This is a genomic window from Wolbachia endosymbiont (group A) of Cydia splendana, from assembly GCF_947179475.1.
GTDB classification, from domain to species: Bacteria; Pseudomonadota; Alphaproteobacteria; order Rickettsiales; family Anaplasmataceae; genus Wolbachia; species Wolbachia pipientis.
Map to the genome: position 1 here is coordinate 813,707 of NZ_CAMXBP010000001.1, position 23,057 is coordinate 836,763.

Here is a 23,057-nt window from a genome sequence, read left to right on the forward strand (position 1 = left end):
CACTGCCACTATACTTACCTAGCAAATTTAGATCTAACACTAAACTGTGCTGCCACTAACTTTGCAATCGGTACTCTATAGGGTGAGCATGAAACATAATCTACCCCTGATTCGATGAGAAACTCTATAGATTTTGGATCTGCTCCATGCTCTCCACATATACCCAGTTTTATTTCTTTTCGGGTTTTTTTGCCTCTTTCAATGGCTATCTTGATTAACTCCCCTACCCCTTCGATGTCCAGCACTTCAAATGGATCATTGTCAAATATGTTGCTTTCCTTATAAGAATCGAGGAAATTAACTGAATCATCTCTTGAAAGTCCCATGGTTGTTTGCGTTAAATCATTAGTGCCAAAACTAAAAAACTCTGCATGTTTTGCTAACTTATCAGCAATCAGTGCTGCTCTTGGTAGTTCTATCATCGTTCCAATTGAGTACGCCTTGTCTGATGTCATTCCAGCGCGTGACGCTGGAATCTGCATCTGGATCCTAGCTGAGATGACAGAGGATTCTTTCTTTGCTAGCTCGCATATCAGAACAAACTCTTTCTCACTCATGATAAAAGGAATCATGATTTCAGGTTCCACTTCTATCTTCTTTTCTTTCTTTAATTCACTTGCAGCACTAAGTATTGCCCTAATCTGCATGCTATATATTTCAGGATGAGAAATAGCAAGTCTACAACCTCGATGGCCAAGCATTGGGTTCTTTTCTGATAACTGTGCTATTTTATTTTTTACTGACTCAACTGACTTACTAAGTGATTTGGCAATTTTTTCTATAGTAGACTGATCATTGGGTAAAAATTCATGCAAAGGTGGATCAAGCAACCGTATAGTGACTTCCCTGCCCTCCATAATAGAAAATATTTCTTTGAAATCAGACTTTTGCATTTCTTCTAGTTTAATGAGCGCATTTGCCCTTTCATTTTCATCGTCAGCTATTATCAATTTTTGAATGAATTCGATTCTATCACTAGCGAAAAACATATGTTCTGTGCGACATAAGCCTATACCTTCTGCACCGAATTCTTTTGCAATTTTTGCATCTTTTGGAGTATCAGCGTTCGCTCTCACTTTGATCGTTTTGATTTCATCTATCCAGTTGATTATCGTTTTGAATTCTTGCGATAATTCAGGCGAAATTGTAGGAAGAATGCCAAGCATAACCTCCCCTGTTCCTCCGTTGATGGTAATTGGTTCACCTTTATTTACTTTTGTATCCCCTACAGAAAAGAAAATTCCATCTTTATCGATATAAAGTCCACTTACACTGCAAATGCATGGCTTACCCATTCCACGGGTTACAACAGCAGCATGCGAGGTCATCCCTCCCCGTGCTGTTACTATGCCGCTTGCAGCATTCATTCCATTAATATCTTCAGGACTCGTTTCTGACCTTACTAAAATCACTTTTTTACCCTGCTCTGCAGCTTTTTCAGCATCACTTGCACTAAACATTACATATCCAGAAGCAACACCTGGAGAAGCAGATAGCCCCTTCCCTATTACTTTTTGGTCACTCTCAACGTCAAGAACTGGATGCAATAAATTGTCAAAGGTTTTTGGATCAATTCTCAATATTCCTTCTTCTTTTGTAATCGTTCCTTCGTTTACCATATCAACTATTATGCGAATAGCAGCTTCAGCCGTGCGCTTGCCAGACCTAGTCTGCAAAATCCATAATTTACCGTCCTGTACAGTAAATTCGATATCCTGCATGTCTTTATAATGCCTTTCAAGTTTTTCACATACCACACATAATTCTCGGTAGACACTTGGCAGCAACTTCTCCATGGTGTTTTTTTGCTCTCCGTCAATTGGCATAGGAGTATAAACACCAGAAACCACATCCTCACCCTGAGCATTAATCAGAAATTCACCAAAGTATTTTTTTTCTCCAGTTGAAGGATTTCGTGTAAATATCACACCAGTTGCAGAATTATCATTTAAATTACCAAAAACCATTGCTTGCACGTTGACCGCTGTTCCAAGGTTTTCAGGAATATTATGTATTCTTCTATAGGAAACAGCCCTATCATTTTTCCAAGAGGCAAATACTGCATTAACTGAGTTTAACAATTGCTCTTCAACGTTCTGCGGGAAATGTTTTCCTGTTTTTTCATGTACTATCCTTTTGAAATTGTTAACAATTTCTTTTAAAACATCAACATCAAGATCAGCTAAGCTTTTTGCTCCACTCTTTTGCTGCTTATTATCAATAACATCTTGAAATAGGTGATGATCAAGCTGTAGTACAACATTGGAGTACATCATGATGAAACGGCAGTAGCTATCGTAAGCAAAACGTTCGCCACTTTTTTTTGCAAGCCCAACAACGGTTTCATCATTTAGGCCAACATTTAAAATAGTATCAAGCATGCCCGGCATTGAACTAACACTACCAGAGCGTATTGAAACTAATAAGGGGTTATTTAAATCCCCAAACTTACAACCGATGTCATTTTCGAGCATCGCCATGTAGTTTTTGATTTCACTACATATGTCATTCCAGTGCGTGACCACATTTTTTTCTGGATCCGAGTAGTCAGCTACTTGGATGACAGAAGATCTATTGTCTTGATAATAGACTTTGCAAGCAGAGGTGGAAATTGTGAAACCAGGTGGAACAGGAATGCCAACATTGCACATTTCTGCTAAATTTGCCCCCTTTCCTCCCAGCAGATTTTTCATTTCTGCATTGCCTTCGCATTTACCCTGGCTAAAGTAATGTATTAACTTTTCCCCCATCATTTTCTCCGGATTTTCACTGATAAACACATTGTACATATAGTTCCAATAAACCTGTGAGGACTTGAAACCTTAGGATAATAAATTTTACAAAATTTTGCAACAACGTTCCCTCTGGCAACATCAGTAAAGTTAACAAAAAAGATGACAAATTATTGAATTATTATCAATAAGAATATATAATATAAAGATACATTTAAAAATTTTTTTATGGCTCTTTCTAAGTTTCTCGACCCCAAGAATGATGTTGCGTTTCGGCGTATTTTTGGTACTGAAAAAAATAAAGACATCCTCATTCACTTTCTCAATGATATTTTGGGGTTCACTGGCAAAGATGAAATAAAAGAAATAGAATTCCTCAGCACTATTCAAGATGCTGAAATTGCCTCTAAAAAACAAAGTATCGTTGATGTTCTTTGCAGGGATGAAAATGGGGTGCAAGTAATAGTCGAAATGCAAGTTGCCAAAACTAAAGGCTTTGAAAAACGCGCTCAATATTACGCTGCTAAAGCTTATTCAAGGCAAGCTGATAAAGGTGATCAATATCAGGATCTTAAAGAAATCATTTTTATAGCTATTGCTGATTGTATTCTCTTTCCTAATAAATCTGAGTATAAGTCAGATCATGTAATGTTAGACAAAGATAGCTATGAACATGATTTAAAAGATTTTTATTTTACATTTATTGAGTTACCAAAATTTCCTAAAACTAAAGAAGACCAATTGGAGAGTATAGTTGAAAAATGGATCTATTATTTTAAATATGCAGATGAAACTAGCGAAGAAGAATTGGAAAAGATAATAGGTAGTGATGTAATAATTAAAAAGGCATATGAAGAACTAAATAGATTCAACTGGTCAGAGAAAGAATTTATTGCCTACGAACAGGAAATAAAACGTATTCGTGATGAACGGGCTGTTCTTGAACAAAAACTTGATGATGCTAAAAAGGAAGGAAAAATTGAAGTTGCAAAAACAATGCTGGCTAATAATGTTGATGTCACCACTATTGTTAAGTTTACTGGCCTCTCCATGAGTGAGATCAAAGAATTGCAGAATTAAGTGGACCCGCAAACGGTTACACGAAATAATGCTGCAGCCTGACCAGGTGATAAGTACATTTAGCCTATTTATCTTTATACTTTCATGTCAATTTTATAAATCAAATTTATTTCTGTGAGTAGCTACAATTTAAAGACCTTGCTTCATCAATGTAATGGAACAAAACCTTTTTAGTAAGTTCAAAACCCTCTAAAGTCTCTCCTTCGCATCTTGCTGTAATGCAGTTTTGCGTATTTGATACCCTAAGAAGCCACCAACCTTTATTATCGGTTACTTTAACACCATCAAGATCTGAAAATACAATATTTTGCTTCTCCAGTGTTTTCTTTATTGATTCAATTATTTGAAATTTTTTCTCATCTTTCACTACAATCTTTACTTCATGAGTGATATATAACTTCGGTAAATCCTCAATTACCTGAGATAGGCTTTGGTTTTTCTTAAGCAAAATGTCAACTGCTTTAACAGCAGAATATAGCCCATCATCAAAACCTAGCTCAGAAAAGAAGAAGTGCCCGCTTAATTCACCAGCAAACTTTGCCTCTTCCTCTACCATCTTCTTCTTAACTAGTGAATGTCCAGTAGCGCAGGTAATAACTTGCCCTCCTAACTTACTAACAAAATCATGCACTTTCATACTCATTTTTACGTTAGCAATAACTTTGCTTTCTGGATATTCCTCCAACACTTCACGTGCAAAAATTATAAATAAATGGTCATTGGAAACAACGTTGCCTTTATTATCAATTAAGCGCACCCTATCGCTATCGCCATCTAGCGCAATGCCAAGATCACATTCACATTCCTTCACAATGTCAATTAATTGAGCGAGGTTCTTTTCCTCTATGGGATCTGGATCATGCAGTGGAAATGCCCCATCTATAGAGTTATTGGTTACGATATGCGTATGACCAGGCAAGATCTTTTCAATATACCTTATAATTCCACTTGCTGGACTATTTCCACAATCCCAGGCTATTTTTAATTTCTGTGTAGTATTATTCTTCACTGCACTTTTCAATATGCTAATGTACTCACTATATATATTTATGTTAATTAAGCTTCCAATTCTTGTGCTGTTTTTAATTGGACTGCTTATAATTTCCTTCATTTCTTGATCTGAGAAGACTTTTTTATTACTAAAAAATTTAAAGCCATTATATTCGCTGGGGTTATGAGAGGCAGTTATTATGATACCAAGATCCGCCTGTGTGATTTGTGTTGCAGCGTAAAGCATAGGTGAAGAGCATAGTCCAACGCGTATAACATTTGCACCGGATAAAGTTAAGCCCCTAATTAATTCTCTTTCTATACCTGGTGAATCTATTCTGCTGTCGTAGCCGACACAAACACTAACTACGGTTTGGCCAAACTTTCTACCTATCTCGTACCCATCATTAATCTGCAAGTCTTTGCCTATTATACCTCTAATATCGTATTTTCTTATAATGGTATTGTCCATACTGTACTTCTTGAAGTGACTACTATATAACATTTTGGCCAAATGCTCAAGTTTATTTATCCAACAATTAGTTGGCTTTTTAAAGAAATCTGTTAATATTATAGTATATTTTTTAAAATGTAAAATTATGCCACAGGAAAACGAAAATGTATTTATAGCTGAAAGTCAAAGTTTAGATGTAGATGAACAGAAGAAAAAGGATATTTTAGATGTGATTGAATCTTGTAGCAGCTTTCAAGAGACTATAAAACAATTGGAGGAAAAAAATTTAATCTGGTATTTTATTGGCCCTTTACGCAAAGATGAGAACATTACAGGACAGATAAATTTAAAGTGGGAAAAGGAGTTCCAAAAATTTGAGCAATCAATAAATGAAACACATAGAGAATTTGAAGCATCTTTACCAAATCAAAATTTCTTAGCGTATTCAACAAAAGATGATGACTTCAAAATTAGATTTGAAAATGAAGAAAAACCAATAGAAATTAGCAATATTTTAAGAGCTAGCAGTGAAGGTAAGGTTTATAACATATCTTTAGGGAAAGATAGTCAAATAACTGCAACCAAAAAAGGCAGCGAAAGGCACTATGATTTTACTGGTTCAAGCTCATGTGAAATGACCATTAATTGGCAGGCTAAGGATTCTGAAGGTAACAGCATAGACTGTAGCATGACCGTAAAATTGGATTCTGGTGGTATACAGAGTGTTATTGGTGAGCCAAAATTTGGAGGAATAACGAGTTCAGAAGAAGTATTAAAGTTAGTTGGACAAAATAAAGAAGTTTTTATCAACGGAAAAACTCTGTATCAAGCTTTTACTGGCATATCCAAGAGTGTAGACGATCAGCAAGTACCAGCAGAGGAAATATTTACAAAAGATCTACATATATCACCACAGTCACCTACACCAAGCAGCAGTGGGTATTCCTCTCCTAGCACACCTTCTTCACGTAGAAGTTCTATATCCACCAGCAGTGAATTTAGTGATGAAGATGAAATATTTGAGGATGATATGTCTGGTGATGAAGAAGAGTATGAGCAAGAAGGATTAAAAGATGAAGTTGAGGAATTAGAGGAAGAAAAAGAAACATTTGCTAAATATTTTGCAGTGCAGGCAAAGCAGCTTGAGGATCTAAGATTAGAACGTGACTCCTTGAGAGATAAAGTCAATGAACAACAGCGAGCGATATTTGAAAGAGGTCAAAGAATAAAGGAACAAGAGGAAGAACTACAGGATAAAAATGATGTAATAAAGAACTTAAATGATCAGTTGAAAGATAAGGAAGGTGAAACAAATGAGGCAAATAAAGAATTACAGAGAAAATTGAAGCAAAGTGAAGCTAATTTAACTGTACTAAAGGAAAAGAATGCAAATTTGGAGAATGACCTGAAGAAAATAGTGGAAGGTTTAAACGATGATCATAAAAAGCAGTTGGCAGAACAGTTAATGGAAACAAAAAAGGAAAACAATACATTGGCTGAAACGGCGAACCAATTGTCTAAAGAATTAAATGAATTACAGAGAGAAAAGGAAGACTTAGAGAGGAAAATTCGACAACTTGAACCTGGAAGATCACTTGCAGATGAGCTAAGCGAAGAAAATACGAAGGGGGAAATAGAAAAGCTTCAACGTCAGCTTAAGGAAAAGGAAGATATGTTACAAGAAGAGTTGAAATCTGCCAAAGAGAGTCTAGAGCAACTGCAGAACATATTACAGCAGGAAAAAGGTCAGGCAACTCAAACTGAAGTTGAATATGAAAGTAGAGGAACAAGCATGCAGCAGCAAGACCAAGGTATACAAGCTGTAAACAATAACTCAAGCAGAACAGCTAGTGGGTTAAGACAAGAAAACAAAAAATTGACTAGAGACAAACTAACTATATCTGAACAATTAAAACAAAAAATAAGAGAGATTGACGAGTTAAAGAAAAATTTAAAGCAATTACAAGAAGAAAATAAACAACTCAAACAAGAAGTTACTAAAAATGCAGGAGTTGATGCATCATCTTCAACAGGTCAAAAAGAAGCTAAAGAAGCAGAAGTTATACCGCAAAACATTATGGATTGGCCTGTTCCAATTCCAGATGATAAACCGGAAGAGCAGAAAACTCCATTAGAGCCAATCAAGGTAAATACAGAATTATCAGATCCAAAATCAATCCCTGCTGAGGGTCCGGAAAAATCTCCTCCTCTTTCAAAATGATGAGTTTTGCTTCTATAGCTGACCCAAGCAACACGTCATCCCGCGATTTATTCGCGTTATCTCAGCCGCTAACACGTAGCGGGATACTTAACCGTCATACCGTGATTTATTCACAGTATCTCTTAGCCACTAACAAGCAGCGGGATGACAGCAATCCTACGTCATGCCGCCGCGGTACCTCTAGATCCCGCTAACTAGTAGCGGAATGACGAATTTTTGTTTTTCAAATTATAGCTAAACATACTGTAATTGCTATTGAATGATGGAGAGACATACTCCATTATTTTAGCACGAAGTAACAAATTCAATGAATTGGTTCTTCAAAAATAATTTAAACTTTTACAGTAGGTCATGAAATATTATAGCGATCTCATTAAAAGAAACTTTTATAAGTATCGTTGATGAGAAAGGAAAAGTTGTTAAGGAAGAAGTTGTTGCAAGCGAAAGTAAGGCAATAGCAGATTAGCCAAGGCAAAAAATACGAACCCATAGGAATAGAAAGTGGATAGTTGTCAATATCAATGTGCAAAGAGTTAAGGAGTTTTGGATTACCAGTAATTTGTGTAGATGCAAGGCATATGGCAGCAGCGTTGTCTGCAAGAATCAATAAGAATGATAAAAACGATGCGAGGGGTATAGCGCAGATGATGAGAAGTGTTAGTAAAATCAGTTGTCAAATTAAAATAGCGCTTGGAAGCAGAAGACAGCTAATGTGTAGCAAACAGCAGGTTATTGGAACAATAAGAGGGTTGTTGAAGATACCATACGCGTCAAGTTAAGGAAATAAAGGTATGAAAGAGATAGAATAATAAGGTATAAGTTCTCCCAGATATACTTTTAGTGAGAGAACCAATGAATAAAATAACTTGCTTATCAAAAAAGCTCAAAGAATTTTTTAATGAAAAAGCAGAGAAAATCTCAATTACAACAAGGTTTATAAAAAGAAAGAGAAAGCTAAAAGGTTCATCATTCGTAAAAGCCATGGTCTTGGGTAATATAGGAGTTGATAATTGTAGCGTAGAAACAATGTGTCAATTACTAAACGAGGACTCGATAGATATAACAAAACAAGGTTTGGATTTTAGATTTACTGAAGAAGCAGTGGAATTTATGAAAAGGATGTATAATGAATCTGTGATTCTCTTTAAAAATATCTTGCAAGTTGATTGCAAAATCTTACAGCAATTTAATAGTGTTAAATTATTGGACAGTAGCTATATTACTCTACCTAACAGTATGGAAGAGATGTATAAAGGTTATGGTACTAGCTACAGTGGCTATGAAAGCAATACTAAGTCTGGAATAAAGTTACAATTAGTTTTCGACTACATGAATCAGATAATAGACCAACTTAATTTAACGGAGGGGGTAAGATCAGACCAGGGATATAGGAAACATTTAAGTAATATATTAAGCAATGATTTGCTAATATCTGATCTCGGTTATTTTGTGCCAAGTTCTTTTAAACAAATCAATGAAATAGGAGCTTATTTCATAAGTCGTTATAAATCCGATACCAACATATATGATGTAGAAACAAATCAAAAAATGGAGTTATTAGAATGTTGAGAGGATAAGTTATTTTTAGAAAACGAGGTATTGTTAGGAAAAGAAGCAAAAATTAGAGTAAGAATTATATGTCAGAAACTAACTGAAGAACAGTCTATGGCCAGAAGAAGGAAAGCTAATAGATTAGCAAGATCGCAGGGATATACATCCTCTAAAAGAAATCAAAAATTGTTGAACTGGTCAATATTTATAACTAATGTTCCAGAAAATAAAATTAGTGCTGAGCAAGTATTAACGATTTACAGAGTAAGGTGGCAAATTGAGTTATTATTTAAATTGTATAAAAGCCATATCAGGCTTGATAAGCTAAAAGGAAAGCCATGCAGAGTATTATGTGAACTATATGCTAAATTGTGCGCAATTCTTATATTTCACGGCATAGTTGGTTGCACAGAAGTGAAAAAGAATACAGAACTTAGCTTAACAAAGGCATTTATTGAGCTAAAAAGGCGGGTTAGAGAGTTATTTTTAGTATTAACCAAAATTAATAGTTTAAAAGCATTTCTTAAAAAACTCACTATAACTTGGTCGCGATTTTCATTAAAAGACAAACGTAGAAGGGCTAGAGTATCCACTTTAACCTCTCTAAATTTGCTCACAATCTCTTAACTTGACGCGTATGGTTGAAGATACATGGTCGATAAAGGATCAAAATTTGAAACTTTCGCTTTAAGAATACAAGAGGCAATAAATAATTTGGATGAAATCAGTAGGAGTTCAATTGAAGCGTTAGTTTGTAGTTTGGAAGCAATAGAAAAGTCATTAAGAAAGCTTGACAAAATGCTTTCAGAACAAGGTGAAAAAGACGATGATTGTAAATTGTTAACTACTGTTCCAGGAGTGGGGATTATAGTAGCAATGACGTATAAAGCTGCAATTGATAACCCACATAGGTTTGAGAAATCTGATACAGTTGGAGCATATATAGGGTTGACACCAAGGCAATATTCTTCTGGAGAAGTTGATCGGCATGGCAGCATATCAAAGATGGGACCAGCGGAATGTAGAAGTATGTTATATGAAGCTGCACAAACAATGCTTACAGTTACCAAGCTTACTATTACCCACAAATAAAAACATAATATTGTATTTACTCAAATAATTTAATTTTATTAACCTGAAAGCTTATTAGATTAAAATTATTAAACTAAGAGTTATAATTTTAGCAACTAAAAGCTGTAAATTGCACCATATAAACAGTTATTTCAAGCAAAAGTTATGCCATTAAGAGCTATGCAACAAACATTTATATTTGTGGGTAATAGTAAGGTTACCAAGAGGACATTTAAATTAAAAAACTGGGGTTGCGAAGAAAAAAGGAATGAAAAAAGCAATTGTAGCAGTAGCAAGAAAATTAGCTGTAATTATGCATAGGATGTTGGTTGATAAAACAGAATTTTATTATCAATAAACATCAAAAGAGCATAGGACAATAATTTTATTGAAAATAAAGATAGCAATGCCGATGGAAGGGACAAGCAAGAACTTAGTTAGACTTCGTGGTAAACATGTTGCCGTCCACTTCCGCCTAACAAGTATGATGCGGCTTGACAAATTTATTGTCATCTCAGACCGCGGAGAGAACCATATGCTACTTTTAACTTATGTAAAATTACCAAGGATTATGGAGAAGATATGCTGTTTTGATTTGTGTGAAAATTATTGTTGACTTATGTGCAATTAGAGAACCTAAGTCACTTTAGCTATAATTCAGAATTGAGAGCTTTTAATAACTCTCTAACTCCCACTTAGGTCTTGGTGCAAAATTAAGTGGATCTATATAATTTTTCTGTAACCTTTCAATTCCTGTCCATCCAACCATAATTGCATTGTCTGTACATAGGTCGTTAGGGGGAAAAAATATGTTTAAGTTTATGTGTTGTTTTAATTTTTCTCTCAAGAAATTATTTGCTGCAACTCCGCCGGTAATCACAAAGTCATTGATTTTGATATTTAAAGATTCGGCCATAATAATCGCATTACTAACCCTGTCCAGCAGTATGTCACTAATACACTCTTGAAACGAAGCACATACATCACACACATCTTGCTCGCTCATTTTAAGTTCTTGTACTAAGTTTTTTACTGCTGTTTTAATCCCAGAAAACGAAAAGTTACATCCAGAACGTTTTATCATTGCCCTTGGCAGTTTGAATCTTGTGCCATTGCCTTTTTTAGCCAACTTTTCAATTAATGGGCCTCCTGGGTAGCTTAAACCCAGCATCTTAGCAACTTTATCAAATGCTTCTCCTAGTGAATCATCGAGCGTTTCTCCAAGTTTAATGTATTTACCTACATCCTGTGCAATTAAAAATTGACAGTGACCACCTGATATTAGTAGGACTAAAAATGGAAATTTTACCTCATGCAGTAACCTAATAACCAATGCATGCGCTTCTAAGTGATTCACTGCAATGAACGGTTTTTGTGCTACATGCGCAATTGCTTTAGCCATCATTGTACCAACTATTAATCCACCTATGAGTCCTGGTCCTGATGTTGCTGCAATTGCATTGAGGTCACAAAAGTTAAGGTTAGATTTTTTTACAGCGCTTTTTATCAGGCCACTTAAATGTTCCATATGAGCACGTGAAGCTATCTCAGGAATCACCCCACCGCGTTTTTTGTGTTCTACTTGAGAAAGAATCTTGTGAGCAAGGACTTGCTTGTCACTATTTACAATCGCTACTGCAGTTTCGTCGCAGCTTGTTTCAACAGCTAAAATGGTTTTCATGTATATTTAGTTACTGTATTACCAAAACTATACTTTGAAACGCTGTAGAAGTTAACTGCAAAGTTAACTTCTATAGCTAAAAGATTTACCGACAACCGTCATTCCGCTACGTGTTAGCTGATGAGATACCGCGCACAACTGTACGAACATTCATTCTTAAAGGTAAACTGCACAGCAAATGGTGTCATTCCAGTGCTTGACACTGGAATCCAGCCTTGCCGTAATCTCATCAAGAACGTTGTGTTTTAACATAAGATCAGCCACTTTTATGCTCACCAACTTAGTGCCCAATCCAAATTCCTGGATTCCAGTGTCAAGCACTGGAATGACACCATCTACTACTCAAATTACCTGCAAATTGCAATGTTCGTACACCAAAAGAATGAATCGCGGTATGACGGTTCGCGGCGGCATGACGTAGGAAAACCTGCACTATAAGCTAATCATCATCTCCAAATATAGAGCTAATTTTTTTGCCCCCAGGAGAACATTTATTAGTCCAACTGCTTTGCACTTTGGTTACGTCTTTAGTGGCAGTTTTATTGCTGTATTCCTTGATTTCCTTATCTATTCTCTCCATCATTTGTGAATCAAGGTAGCTCTTTTTCCATTGGCCAGTAGCAAGGAACACTTTGTTTAAGTCTTGAGTGCGGATTAAGTATTCTTTATCTTTAGGGTAAACCTCCTGCGCCCAAGCAAATAGCTCAAAATAGCGTGCAAATAATTCAGATGCACGTGATTTTGCAGTTTGATAAGCCTGTATCTCCTTAAATATAACTTGGCCGATAATTTTCTGCACAAGAATATTTGCTTGCTTTAGGTTCTGCTCAATATCCTGGTAAACTTTATGGAGGAATTCCTGCTCCAAATTTAAGTTCAGTTCATTTTCAACCATGTGTGAAAGTTCATGCACTATAATGTATGGGTTTGACTTCCTCAGTACAATAACATATCTATTTACACTGGAAGACCTGATTGTCTTACACACTCCCTCTTCCATATCCACTAATCCCTCTTGGTATATTTCAAATGAGAGCCTATTTTGCTTTATTAGTGATAAAGTGAGGTTTAATGTGTTTCTAAACTTCTCAAATTGATAGAGATATTCGACATACCGTATTGCATTTTCACTGCTTCCTACTTGAGTTGCTTGTTTTATTAAATTCCTGATTAGCATACCTTATTATTAAAGGAATTCTTTTTATACTCAAGAATTGATTGGCTACAAAGTGTTTTTAGGAAGCCTGATTGCATAGCTAAAGTAATTCATGTTTACTGATAACCGTCATACCGCGATTCATTCCATAGCTGTACGAACATTGTGATTTGAGAGCAATTTCCATAAGGGAGGATGTCATTCCAGTGCTTGGCACTGGAATCCAGCCTTTCCATAATCATCAAAACATTGTATTTTAACGTAAAACAGCTATTTTTATGCTCACCAACTTAATAAAATTCCTGGATCCAAGTAGTCAGGGCACTGGGATGACATTACAGGGGCACTGAAATGACACCATTTTCGGTCTCTTAAATTGCTTTAGCCATAAATATTTAAGAAATTTACTAAATAAAAAAAAGGCAAAAGAAGCCCCGTGGTGGTTGGCTATTTACTATGTACTAAAATATCGGCGTTTTTTTTATTCTAAAACGCTTGATTAAGAGCGATTTAGCTGCTTTTAACTTGCAACTAACCTACACCGCAAGTGTTTAAGAAATTTACTAAGCAGGAAAAAAGGCAAAGAAACCCCGTAGTAGCTAGCATTCAAATTCTCCCTTGTCAATTTGACGTTTTTTGCTGTCTTAAACGCTTTGTAAGCGCGTTTCGGCTTATATAGGTAAAAACCTAAAAATTTTTAAAGACATGCGATGCACGTAGTGCGAAAAATTAAACATGAGACGCCAAATACCCTAAGTTTTTTGTCATTAACCTGCACAGATTGCGAAGATAAATAAATAGCTTCACTGTTATGATAAGCATACGCGTCAAGTTAAGGAAATAAAGGTATGAAAGAGATAGAATAATAAGGTATAAGTTCTCCCAGATATACTTTTAGTGAGAGAACCAATGAATAAAATAACTTGCTTATCAAAAAAGCTCAAAGAATTTTTTAATGAAAAAGCAGAGAAAATCTCAATTACAACAAGGTTTATAAAAAGAAAGAGAAAGCTAAAAGGTTCATCATTCGTAAAAGCCATGGTCTTGGGTAATATAGGAGTTGATAATTGTAGCGTAGAAACAATGTGTCAATTACTAAACGAGGACTCGATAGATATAACAAAACAAGGTTTGGATTTTAGATTTACTGAAGAAGCAGTGGAATTTATGAAAAGGATGTATAATGAATCTGTGATTCTCTTTAAAAATATCTTGCAAGTTGATTGCAAAATCTTACAGCAATTTAATAGTGTTAAATTATTGGACAGTAGCTATATTACTCTACCTAACAGTATGGAAGAGATGTATAAAGGTTATGGTACTAGCTACAGTGGCTATGAAAGCAATACTAAGTCTGGAATAAAGTTACAATTAGTTTTCGACTACATGAATCAGATAATAGACCAACTTAATTTAACGGAGGGGGTAAGATCAGACCAGGGATATAGGAAACATTTAAGTAATATATTAAGCAATGATTTGCTAATATCTGATCTCGGTTATTTTGTGCCAAGTTCTTTTAAACAAATCAATGAAATAGGAGCTTATTTCATAAGTCGTTATAAATCCGATACCAACATATATGATGTAGAAACAAATCAAAAAATGGAGTTATTAGAATGTTTAGAGGATAAGTTATTTTTAGAAAACGAGGTATTGTTAGGAAAAGAAGCAAAAATTAGAGTAAGAATTATATGTCAGAAACTAACTGAAGAACAGTCTATGGCCAGAAGAAGGAAAGCTAATAGATTAGCAAGATCGCAGGGATATACATCCTCTAAAAGAAATCAAAAATTGTTGAACTGGTCAATATTTATAACTAATGTTCCAGAAAATAAAATTAGTGCTGAGCAAGTATTAACGATTTACAGAGTAAGGTGGCAAATTGAGTTATTATTTAAATTGTATAAAAGCCATATCAGGCTTGATAAGCTAAAAGGAAAGCCATGCAGAGTATTATGTGAACTATATGCTAAATTGTGCGCAATTCTTATATTTCGCGGCATAGTTGGTTGCACAGAAGTGAAAAAGAATACAGAACTTAGCTTAACAAAGGCATTTATTGAGCTAAAAAGGCGGGTTAGAGAGTTATTTTTAGTATTAACCAAAATTAATAGTTTAAAAGCATTTCTTAAAAAACTCACTATAACTTGGTCGCGATTTTCATTAAAAGACAAACGTAGAAGGGCTAGAGTATCCACTTTAACCTCTCTAAATTTGCTCACAATCTCTTAACTTGACGCGTATGGTAGTGGTATCTCACTAATCCAATTATTTTTCTCCCGATCTAGCCTATCATCTAATATAGCCTGCCTTATTGATGCCATTAACTTATTCATAAAGAAAATATTATGAATGGTAACGAGCGTGTAAGCCAGGAGCTCTTTAGCTTTCAGTAAATGGTGTATATAAGCTCTTGAATGTTTTCTGCAGGTAAAGCATAAACAGTCACTTTCAATTGGGTTGTTGTCCAGCTCAAATCGTTGATTCCGCAAATTAATATGCTCTTTGCACTTTGAAGAAATAGAATTTCTGTTTTTTACTTTAACAAGTGCGCCACCATGCCTTGCTAAGCGGGTTGGATGCACGCAATCAAACGTGTCAATTCCAAGCTCTACTCCGCGAAAGATGTCCACAATTCCACCAATACCAAGCAAATGAGTAGGCCTGTCTTTTTTCAGGTGGTCCATAGTGAAAGAAACTACATCATGCATCTGCTCTTTACTTTGACCAAGTGATCCACCTATTGCTTGACCAAAAAATGGCAAATCGTTGATAAAATCACAACTTTCTCTACGTAAATCTTGATACACTCCGCCTTGACTAATTCCATACAGTGCCTGCTTGCCATTATTGTTTTTTTCAAATTCATTTAAAGAACGTTCAGCCCATCTGTGGCTCATGAGCATTGATTTTGCTGTGTATTCTTTGCTTACGTGAAATGGAGTGCATTCATCTAAAACTAGGATTAAATCTGCACCTAATTTCTGTTGAATTTGTACAGATTTTTCAGGAGTTAAGCAATAAATTTTACCATTAATGTAAGAACGAAAAATTGCCCCATCCTCATTAATTTTGATCAAAGTTTTTTGTTTTTTTCTTATTCCTTTTATCTCTTCCGAAACTGATCCGTGGCCTAAGCTAAATATCTGATATCCACCTGAGTCAGTTAGCATTGGCCCATTCCATCCTATCATCTTGCGCAAACCACCAAGTTTTGCAACAGTATTCTCTCCTGGTTGAAGCATTAGGTGATAGGTGTTGGAAAGTATGATTTGGGTACCAGCTTCACTTATTCTTTCAATATCTGCAGCTTTAATTGCAGCTTTTGTTGCGCAGAATATAAAAGCGGGGGTTTCTACGCTTCCATTTGGAGTTTTAATTGTTCCAACTCTTGCAGAACCTGATTGCTTGATTCTCTTGAATGAAAATTCTTCTTTCATCTATTTGCCTGAAAGTTCTGTTATGATGTTTTCTACTTTCTCAGGAGTAAGATTTTCATAGAAGTCATTATTGATCTGCACAACGGGAGCATTAACGCATGCACCTAGGCATTCAACTTCTTTTAAAGTGAACAAATTATCTTTAGTAGTCTCACCGATATTGATTCCAAGTTTTTTTTTAAAGGTATTTAAAACTTCTTCACTATTGCACAACCAGCAAGGAGTTGTTCTACAAATTTGTATTAGATATTTGCCTACTGGTTTTAAATTATACATGGTGTAAAAATTTGCCACTTCATATACACGAATATGTGGAATATGCAGCATATCAGCAACATAACGCATAGCAGATTCAGAAACCCATCCGCATTGCTCTTGAACCAGATATAGTAAAGGCATAACAGCACTACCTTCTCTACCTTTGGGATACATCTCTATAAACTTTCCCGCTTTCTTGAGGTTTTCTGATGTAAAACTAAACTGCTCTTCTTTTTCTATCATTCATGAGACTCGTGTAAACTTTAACAGATTATACCTGTAGAACCAATGATTGCAATTGTTGGTTTTTTGAGAAATAGCATAAAGCTTCTTAGCCCTCTTCAAGCTTATATTTACCTTTTAGTATAAAATATTATATTAATTTTTTAATTTTAGTTAAAATTTTCATTGACATTAACACACAGGAGTAATCATAATAGCATTTTATTAATATTTTAAATAAAATTATGTCTATATTAAGAAGATTGCTCGGGATCAACTCAAATACACCGGAAATTAAAGAAGCGATAGGTTTTAATCCAACAAACGTAGAATTAATTGAGGGGAATGGAGTTGCTTACGGACTCAGCTATCAAGATAATGGTAATGGGAGCAGTAAAGTAAAATTACTTATTAGTCCATTATATCAATCAAAAACATACGAATGTGGTACAAATATCAGCGTAGCAAATGAATTCAAAGATCAATTATCTCTCACATTAATAGAAGATTCAGCTGAAATAGATAAAGTTGGAGTTATCTTTCCTGAAGAAGGAATTAGCGAAGAAGGAGAAAAATGCGTTAAAGGCTTATCTTTTAACACTTACGGAATTAAACAATCAGTTAACACTCCTTCAGTTGAACATTTAGATAAAAGAAAATTACAAAAGAATATTGATAATAATAGTCTTGCAAATGTGGGCAATAGTTACTTTCAACCAAGAGCAGTGAAAGTTGGTAATGGTGACGTAATTGTAATCGCCCATAACTTAAAGGATCAAACTTTAGTTTCTTGGTACTTAAAGTCAAGCGAGAGCGGAAAATTTAAGGTATTGACTGGAGAAAAAGGTGTTACAGAAAGAAAATTGTTCAATTTTGATAATCAGGGGCAATTGGCATTAAATGGAAACACGATGCTTTATTCGCAAGTGAGCAAAAGTATTACTAAGGAAAATCAAGAGGTGAGAAAAACACGTATTTTTAAATTTGATATGGCTAAAGTGATTCAGGGTCTAAAGGATGGAGTTAATGGCTTTTTACTTGGTAATCGAAAAGGTCAAATAGATAATAAAGCACTATCTCTTTCTAGAGAACATGAAATAAGCTTTTTGCAGTATGTTGAACAAACGGAAGGAAATGATCTAGTTGCTTTTCTTGAAAATGACCAATCAGCTAATGAGCAGAGGTTACATATAGCAACTCTACTTAAAAATGGATCAGTGTCAGATTTTCCTATCTATCAATTTACAGATCCTATAGAGCAATTATATATTAAAGGCAACGGTCAGGGTGGTTTTATCGTAACTGCGGTAAGTGGAGAAAATATTGTAACTTTTAATCAAAACGGCTCTGGAAAATCTTCTGAAGCAACAATAATACCGGCAAATAGCATCAAAACTCTCAGTGATTTTGTTAATATCATTAACGGTCGATTAACGCCAGATATTATTTCTAGTAGTACCGTGGCTCCTATAACTGTTGCAGAAACGGTTGTGACTTCTAAGAAAACGCCGACTGCTGCAATTACTAGCACAGCAGAAACCGACGCTGTGAAGACTACTAAATTGACAACGGAAGCCGTTGCACCTACTTCTACAATAAGTAAACCTTCAACGGAGTCAACGACAGTAGCAAAAACAACTACTACTTCACAAGCGACCACGGTTGCTACAACGTCAACTAGTGTGCCGATAGTAACTTCAGGGACTGAGACAAGTACTGTAAAACCTACAGCAGCGAATGGTGCGTCGACTTCTACGATGAGTAAACCTTCAACAGAGTCAACGACTCAAACAAGCACAGTAACAGTGGAACCAACTGCGCCAACAACAAGCTCAGAGAAAACTACACAAACAGTATTTAGTATACCAAGTACTAGAACAAAAGAGTCAACAACTCCTATATTCACCACGACTTTACTTCCTCAGTCTACTTCTTCACCACAACCTACTCAACTTGCTATAGGGTCTAATAAGGCAGGAATGATAGGGGGATCTTTGGTTGGAGCAATAGGTATTGTTGGAATTATAGGATTCATAGCATATAGATATGTTAAGGGTCGTAATGCTGCTCCTGTATTAGAACTAACTGATTTGGGTTATAGAAGGCGATCATCTTCAAGTAGCGATGAAGAAATTTTTACCACTGGTAACAGAATGCGAACTATATATCAATCTGAAACAGTGCTAAATAGTATATCAGTAGAAAGTAGTAGTCGATCAAGAAGTAGCTCATCGTCTTCAAGCGGTGGACCAGGCTCTTGACTAACTGAAGCGGAGTCTAAAAGTGAAAAAAGCTTATCTTGGGATAGTGATGATGTGCCGGAATATCACCTTTAGCTATTTGTCTAAATGTTTTTAATATGTAGACTGTTAGGAAATTGTCTTTTGCTTTTGTGATTTTCATGTTAAAGTATAATTCCTAGGTGAAATAAGTAGCTGCTGTTGTGTGATAAACATAGCAGAGGAAAGTCCGGGCTCCAAGGAAAAATAGTGACGGGTAATGCCCGCCGGAGGTAACTCCAGTTATAGGACTACAGAAAATTACCGCCTAAAATATTTTTAGGTAAGGGTGAAAAGGTGTGGTAAGAGCACACCATGGCAATGGCAACATTGGTAGTCGAGTAACCAACACTAGGAGCAAGATTAAATAGAAGTAGATTTTATGTTTTCCTCATATCTACTCGGGTAAATCGCATGCGGTAAATGGTAACATTTACTCCAGATAAATAGCTACATAAACAGAACTCGGCTTATATTTCACCTAGGCGTTCACATGATACGTGCGATATAAGCCATGCTATATTTAAATGTGTAGGCATTTCATGCGTTGTCCTTCACTTGTTCTGCTTAATAGCCATCACTACTTTCGCCTACATTAACATTAGAATATTCATCATCATCAATATACTCTTTCAGAACATACCCTCTGCCCCAAACGGTTTCTATGTGGCTTTTTCCATCATTTGCACTTTCAAGTTTCTTACGTAATTTGCACATAAAAACATCAACTATCTTGTTATCTGAAGGTTCATCCAAGCCATTGTAAAGATGATTTAAGAACATTTCTTTTGTTAGTACTGTTCCTTTACGCAGTGCTAGCAATTCTATCATAGAATACTCTTTATTAGTAAGGTGAACCGTTTTACCTTTCACCTCAACAACCCTGTGATCAAAATTGATATTTATATTACCAATCTTTATCACCGATTCAGGATGGCCTTTAGTACGACGCACTATGGCCTTAATTCGAGCTAATAACTCGCTTTTATGAAATGGCTTGGTTAAGTAATCATCGGCACCATACCCGAGTCCTTTAGCTTTGTGATTGACAGCGGATATGCATGAAAGTATTAAGACAGGAACTTTGATTTTTGCACTTCTTAGTCTTAACAATATATCATATCCGTCAATATCACCAGGTAAGTGTATATCTAAAATAACTAGGTCATAGTAATCTCCGTTTGAGGAAACCATATTATTGTTATAATCTTGTGCAGAAGTAACAACGTCACAGAAGTGTCCATCAGAAGTTAAGGCGTTAACCACAGTCTTTGCACTTACTTGATCATCTTCAATTAATAATATACGCATATTTTACACCCCATAAATAATTTATAATTTTAGTAATATATATAACTAAGGAAAGTAATAAATCAAATTTTTATTAACAAATGATCAAAATTACACTTATTAATTAATAGTAAATATATTGTTCCAAAGTTATATAAATAGATCTAAAATATAATAGACATACCATGATAGTAATAATATTTTTAGTAAATATTGAATTAAAGTTACTATTATTAAAAGAATACTTCGGTTAATAAATATTTAACTATTCTATATGTCTGTGTTATATTTTTAATTTACTTATCCTACTATTTTAAAGTATAAGTAATATTTCCAGGAATATTGTGTGGCAATATCAATTTTAGGTGCTGGTGCATGGGGTACAGCAATCGCAATTTCATTAGGTAGTAAGAAAGATGTGATTTTGTGGACTCACAATGAAACTACATTTGAATCAATCAACGGGAAAAGAGAAAGTGACAAGCTACCCGGTTGTCGAATTTCTGATAATGTGTCAGTAAAATTGGCTATTGAAGACACAATTAATGCTTCAGTAACAATCCTCGCTGTTCCCACTCAGTCTCTGAGGAAGGTATGTCAGCAATTGCATAATTATAATCTGAAAAAAGATGTAGCAATAATTTTAGCTTGTAAGGGAATAGAAAAGTCTACATTAAAATTACCTAGTGAAATAGTAAATGAAATTTTACCTAACAATCCTATTGCTATTTTTTCAGGTCCTAGCTTTGCTGTAGAAGTTGCAAGAAAATTACCCTATTCAATGGTTCTTGCATGCCAAAATAACACATTAGGTTCAAAGCTAGTATCAGAGCTGCAACAAGAAAATGTTAAATTGGAGTTTAGTAACGACATTATAGGAGTACAGATTTGTGCAGCGTTAAAGAACGTTTTTGCTATAGCGTGTGGGATTGTTCTAGGTAGTAAACTTGGGTTTAATGCTCATGCAGCATTGATTACGAAAAGTATGAGCGAAATTAAGGCTTTATACTCAGCAAAAATTGGTGACGGTAGTGTGGATATAAATACACTACTTGGGCCAGCATGTCTGGGTGACCTAATTATGACATGCACATCCTTGAATTCAAGAAACTTATCTTTTGGGTTTAAAATAGGTAATAGTGACAATGGCTTTAATGTTCAGCAGATTTTGTCAGAAGGCAAGTCAGTGATTGAAGGTTTTAGCACTGCTGAGTCCATATTTAATTTAGCAGGAAAGCTAAAGATAAAAATGCCTATATGTGAAGCGGTCTATAGATTATTGTATGAAAGCGCCTCTATAGAGGATACTCTTTCTGTTCTTATAAGTTAATTTTGTATTTGGATATATTGTGAAATTTTTATATAAATTAATATCAACGTGGTGGCTGTCTGGAACAGTAAAAAAAATGCCAGGTACTGTGGGTAGTTTGGCTTCTTTTCCGCTTGTTCCTGTAATCCTGAGCAACAAAATTTTAGGTGCAGCAATTATTTCTTTTTTATTCTTAATTGGATTATGGTCTACAGGTAATTATATAAAACATTACAAGACTTCATGTGATCCAAAAGAGGTAGTAATTGACGAAGTGGTTGGTCAATTGCTGACGATACTTTTAGTTTCGATATTGTTAAGCCAAGAGATGAATTGTTCTTCATTGTTGTTGTGCTTTTTTTCTTTTAGGTTTTTTGATATAATAAAAACGTGGCCTATAAATTTAATCGATAAAAATACCAAAGGTCCTTTAGGTATTATGCTAGATGACGTTATAGCTGCAATTTTAGCCTGTGTTCTTATAGGAGCCTTTTATTGTTTATTGTTGGTGTATGCAGGATAAAAAAATTTATTATTCAAGCTTAATTGTTCAAAATCTAAAGGATTATATACTGTACACAGCGAATTTATCTGAGTGGGAAGTACACGATGAATTTGATAACATCATATTTACAATAAATGGTACCAGGGAGTCATTATTTAATTTTGTGTTCTGTGGAGATCAATGTACCGAGCTTTCTATACAAAAAACTCTAGATTATCTCAGAACAAGAGATATAGAAGCAACATGGGTAATAAATTCACATATGAAAATAAGAGATATTTTAGAAAAGTGTGAAATAAAACACGTTAGCACACCAAAAAAAGCTTTACTTAATATGAAAAATTACTTTTTACCTGCTGATGTTATTCCAAACTTGAGGTTAAATGCTGTGAATGGTAGCAACCTCTTAGAACAGTTAGATCTACACACTTCTAAAATTTTTTATCATGGCGTTGGAATTGTCAGCACATTTTTTCGCGGATTATCAAATTATGATGATAAGAACTCAAGATTAAGATTTTTTCTTGTAACACTAAATAATGAAATTATTGGGACATGCGGTCTTTATGTTCAAGATAGCGTAGCTGGTTTTTATAGTGATGGAGTTTTACCAATTTACAGGAATCGTGGAATAGGTACCCAAATGGTTTTAGAAAGAATAAAGATAGCTAAACAGCTTGAATGCAAATATATAGTAGCACATTGTATGAAATCTTCTGTGAACCTTTATAAGAGATTGGGCTTTCAAATGTTAGGCAATCTTTACTTATATACCTCTTCAGCATAATTCTGAGCGGTTACAAATTTTTACATTT

Annotated in this window: 16 protein-coding genes, 1 other RNA gene and 2 pseudogenes; 12 read left to right on the forward strand and 7 right to left on the reverse strand. The window is 34.9% G+C overall.

Annotated features, from left to right (window positions below; genetic code table 11):
• Window positions 1-14 precede the first annotated feature (14 nt).
• Entirely contained in the window at window positions 15-2,750 is a 2,736-nt protein-coding gene (ppdK, locus tag OM961_RS04080; RefSeq protein WP_264339458.1) for a pyruvate, phosphate dikinase, read from the reverse strand.
• A 210-nt stretch (window positions 2,751-2,960) separates the two neighbouring features.
• Here ppdK and OM961_RS04085 point away from each other — a divergent pair, with 210 nt between their 5' ends.
• Window positions 2,961-3,812 (forward strand): Rpn family recombination-promoting nuclease/putative transposase, encoded by an 852-nt coding sequence (locus tag OM961_RS04085; RefSeq protein WP_096616857.1) that lies wholly within the window; start codon window positions 2,961-2,963, stop codon window positions 3,810-3,812.
• 106 nt (window positions 3,813-3,918) lie between these two features.
• On the opposite strand, the gene OM961_RS04090 is transcribed toward OM961_RS04085, so the two are convergent.
• Window positions 3,919-5,274, reverse strand: coding sequence for a phosphomannomutase/phosphoglucomutase (locus tag OM961_RS04090; RefSeq protein ID WP_264339459.1), 1,356 nt, complete (start codon window positions 5,272-5,274; stop codon window positions 3,919-3,921).
• Window positions 5,275-5,401: 127 nt separating this feature from the next.
• Between OM961_RS04090 and OM961_RS04095 the strand changes: the two genes are divergently transcribed.
• The 4 genes and pseudogenes from OM961_RS04095 to OM961_RS04110 all read left to right on the forward strand — a co-directional run bounded on the left by OM961_RS04095 (window position 5,402) and on the right by OM961_RS04110 (window position 10,120).
• Window positions 5,402-7,477 (forward strand): coiled-coil domain-containing protein, encoded by a 2,076-nt coding sequence (locus tag OM961_RS04095; RefSeq protein ID WP_264339460.1) that lies wholly within the window; start codon window positions 5,402-5,404, stop codon window positions 7,475-7,477.
• 521 nt (window positions 7,478-7,998) lie between these two features.
• Window positions 7,999-8,256, forward strand: a complete 258-nt coding sequence (locus OM961_RS04100; RefSeq protein WP_182309174.1) for a hypothetical protein — start codon at window positions 7,999-8,001, stop codon at window positions 8,254-8,256.
• Window positions 8,257-8,329: 73 nt separating this feature from the next.
• A pseudogene (locus OM961_RS04105) lies at window positions 8,330-9,655 on the forward strand (IS4 family transposase).
• A gap of 24 nt (window positions 9,656-9,679) precedes the next feature.
• Window positions 9,680-10,120 carry a transposase gene (locus tag OM961_RS04110; protein WP_264339461.1) on the forward strand — a complete coding sequence of 147 codons (441 nt, stop codon included), beginning with the start codon at window positions 9,680-9,682 and terminating at the stop codon, window positions 10,118-10,120.
• A 652-nt stretch (window positions 10,121-10,772) separates the two neighbouring features.
• On the opposite strand, the gene tsaD is transcribed toward OM961_RS04110, so the two are convergent.
• Window positions 10,773-11,780: a tRNA (adenosine(37)-N6)-threonylcarbamoyltransferase complex transferase subunit TsaD gene (gene tsaD / locus OM961_RS04115; RefSeq protein ID WP_182309476.1), complete on the reverse strand. Its 1,008-nt coding sequence runs from the start codon at window positions 11,778-11,780 to the stop codon at window positions 10,773-10,775.
• 298 nt (window positions 11,781-12,078) lie between these two features.
• On the opposite strand from tsaD, the pseudogene OM961_RS04120 reads away from it, so the two are divergent.
• Window positions 12,079-12,180, forward strand: a pseudogene (locus tag OM961_RS04120) (WPE palindromic element domain-containing protein); the annotation flags it as partial.
• A gap of 39 nt (window positions 12,181-12,219) precedes the next feature.
• Here OM961_RS04120 and OM961_RS04125 read toward each other — a convergent pair.
• Window positions 12,220-12,957 (reverse strand): WD_0702 family putative metalloprotease, encoded by a 738-nt coding sequence (locus OM961_RS04125; protein WP_264339462.1) that lies wholly within the window; start codon window positions 12,955-12,957, stop codon window positions 12,220-12,222.
• Window positions 12,958-13,845: 888 nt separating this feature from the next.
• On the opposite strand from OM961_RS04125, the gene OM961_RS04130 reads away from it, so the two are divergent.
• On the forward strand, window positions 13,846-15,171 hold the full coding sequence (locus tag OM961_RS04130) for an IS4 family transposase (protein ID WP_264339205.1): 1,326 nt from the start codon (window positions 13,846-13,848) through the stop codon (window positions 15,169-15,171).
• Here OM961_RS04130 and tgt read toward each other — a convergent pair.
• Both tgt and nuoE read right to left on the reverse strand, forming a co-directional pair.
• Window positions 15,168-16,379: a tRNA guanosine(34) transglycosylase Tgt gene (tgt, locus tag OM961_RS04135; protein WP_264339463.1), complete on the reverse strand. Its 1,212-nt coding sequence runs from the start codon at window positions 16,377-16,379 to the stop codon at window positions 15,168-15,170. The two genes, OM961_RS04130 and tgt, sit on opposite strands and share 4 nt — an antisense overlap.
• Window positions 16,380-16,880, reverse strand: coding sequence for an NADH-quinone oxidoreductase subunit NuoE (gene nuoE, locus OM961_RS04140; RefSeq protein ID WP_010962799.1), 501 nt, complete (start codon window positions 16,878-16,880; stop codon window positions 16,380-16,382). It lies immediately after the preceding gene.
• A gap of 224 nt (window positions 16,881-17,104) precedes the next feature.
• Here nuoE and OM961_RS04145 point away from each other — a divergent pair, with 224 nt between their 5' ends.
• Window positions 17,105-19,120, forward strand: a complete 2,016-nt coding sequence (locus tag OM961_RS04145) for a hypothetical protein (RefSeq protein ID WP_264339464.1) — start codon at window positions 17,105-17,107, stop codon at window positions 19,118-19,120.
• Between the two features lie 157 nt (window positions 19,121-19,277).
• Window positions 19,278-19,627, forward strand: an RNA gene (rnpB, locus tag OM961_RS04150) — RNase P RNA component class A.
• A 78-nt stretch (window positions 19,628-19,705) separates the two neighbouring features.
• Here rnpB and OM961_RS04155 read toward each other — a convergent pair.
• Window positions 19,706-20,449, reverse strand: a complete 744-nt coding sequence (locus tag OM961_RS04155; RefSeq protein ID WP_264339465.1) for a response regulator transcription factor — start codon at window positions 20,447-20,449, stop codon at window positions 19,706-19,708.
• 325 nt (window positions 20,450-20,774) lie between these two features.
• Between OM961_RS04155 and OM961_RS04160 the strand changes: the two genes are divergently transcribed.
• The 3 genes from OM961_RS04160 to OM961_RS04170 are packed head-to-tail and all read left to right on the forward strand — an operon-like array spanning window position 20,775 to window position 23,029.
• Window positions 20,775-21,758 (forward strand): NAD(P)H-dependent glycerol-3-phosphate dehydrogenase, encoded by a 984-nt coding sequence (locus tag OM961_RS04160; RefSeq protein ID WP_264339466.1) that lies wholly within the window; start codon window positions 20,775-20,777, stop codon window positions 21,756-21,758.
• Window positions 21,759-21,777: 19 nt separating this feature from the next.
• The gene (locus tag OM961_RS04165; protein WP_006279290.1) at window positions 21,778-22,260 is read left to right on the forward strand and encodes a phosphatidylglycerophosphatase A family protein; all 483 of its coding nucleotides are present in this window, start codon (window positions 21,778-21,780) and stop codon (window positions 22,258-22,260) included.
• The gene (locus tag OM961_RS04170) at window positions 22,250-23,029 is read left to right on the forward strand and encodes a GNAT family N-acetyltransferase (RefSeq protein WP_006280097.1); all 780 of its coding nucleotides are present in this window, start codon (window positions 22,250-22,252) and stop codon (window positions 23,027-23,029) included. Before OM961_RS04165 ends, OM961_RS04170 begins: the two co-directional genes overlap by 11 nt.
• Window positions 23,030-23,057 lie beyond the last annotated feature (28 nt).

What these genes read in the sequence shown, in the direction of transcription:
- OM961_RS04130 (WP_264339205.1), top strand. Translation starts at nt 13,846, where the DNA reads ATGAATAAAATAACTTGCTTATCAAAAAAGCTCAAAGAATTTTTTAAT.
- OM961_RS04085 (WP_096616857.1), top strand. Translation starts at nt 2,961, where the DNA reads ATGGCTCTTTCTAAGTTTCTCGACCCCAAGAATGATGTTGCGTTTCGG.
- OM961_RS04125 (WP_264339462.1), bottom strand. Translation starts at nt 12,957, where the DNA reads ATGCTAATCAGGAATTTAATAAAACAAGCAACTCAAGTAGGAAGCAGT.
- OM961_RS04145 (WP_264339464.1), top strand. Translation starts at nt 17,105, where the DNA reads ATGTCTATATTAAGAAGATTGCTCGGGATCAACTCAAATACACCGGAA.
- OM961_RS04090 (WP_264339459.1), bottom strand. Translation starts at nt 5,274, where the DNA reads ATGGACAATACCATTATAAGAAAATACGATATTAGAGGTATAATAGGC.
- OM961_RS04100 (WP_182309174.1), top strand. Translation starts at nt 7,999, where the DNA reads ATGTGCAAAGAGTTAAGGAGTTTTGGATTACCAGTAATTTGTGTAGAT.
- tgt (WP_264339463.1), bottom strand. Translation starts at nt 16,379, where the DNA reads ATGAAAGAAGAATTTTCATTCAAGAGAATCAAGCAATCAGGTTCTGCA.
- OM961_RS04170 (WP_006280097.1), top strand. Translation starts at nt 22,250, where the DNA reads ATGCAGGATAAAAAAATTTATTATTCAAGCTTAATTGTTCAAAATCTA.
- ppdK (WP_264339458.1), bottom strand. Translation starts at nt 2,750, where the DNA reads ATGGGGGAAAAGTTAATACATTACTTTAGCCAGGGTAAATGCGAAGGC.
- OM961_RS04110 (WP_264339461.1), top strand. Translation starts at nt 9,680, where the DNA reads ATGGTCGATAAAGGATCAAAATTTGAAACTTTCGCTTTAAGAATACAA.
- nuoE (WP_010962799.1), bottom strand. Translation starts at nt 16,880, where the DNA reads ATGATAGAAAAAGAAGAGCAGTTTAGTTTTACATCAGAAAACCTCAAG.
- OM961_RS04155 (WP_264339465.1), bottom strand. Translation starts at nt 20,449, where the DNA reads ATGCGTATATTATTAATTGAAGATGATCAAGTAAGTGCAAAGACTGTG.
- OM961_RS04095 (WP_264339460.1), top strand. Translation starts at nt 5,402, where the DNA reads ATGCCACAGGAAAACGAAAATGTATTTATAGCTGAAAGTCAAAGTTTA.
- tsaD (WP_182309476.1), bottom strand. Translation starts at nt 11,780, where the DNA reads ATGAAAACCATTTTAGCTGTTGAAACAAGCTGCGACGAAACTGCAGTA.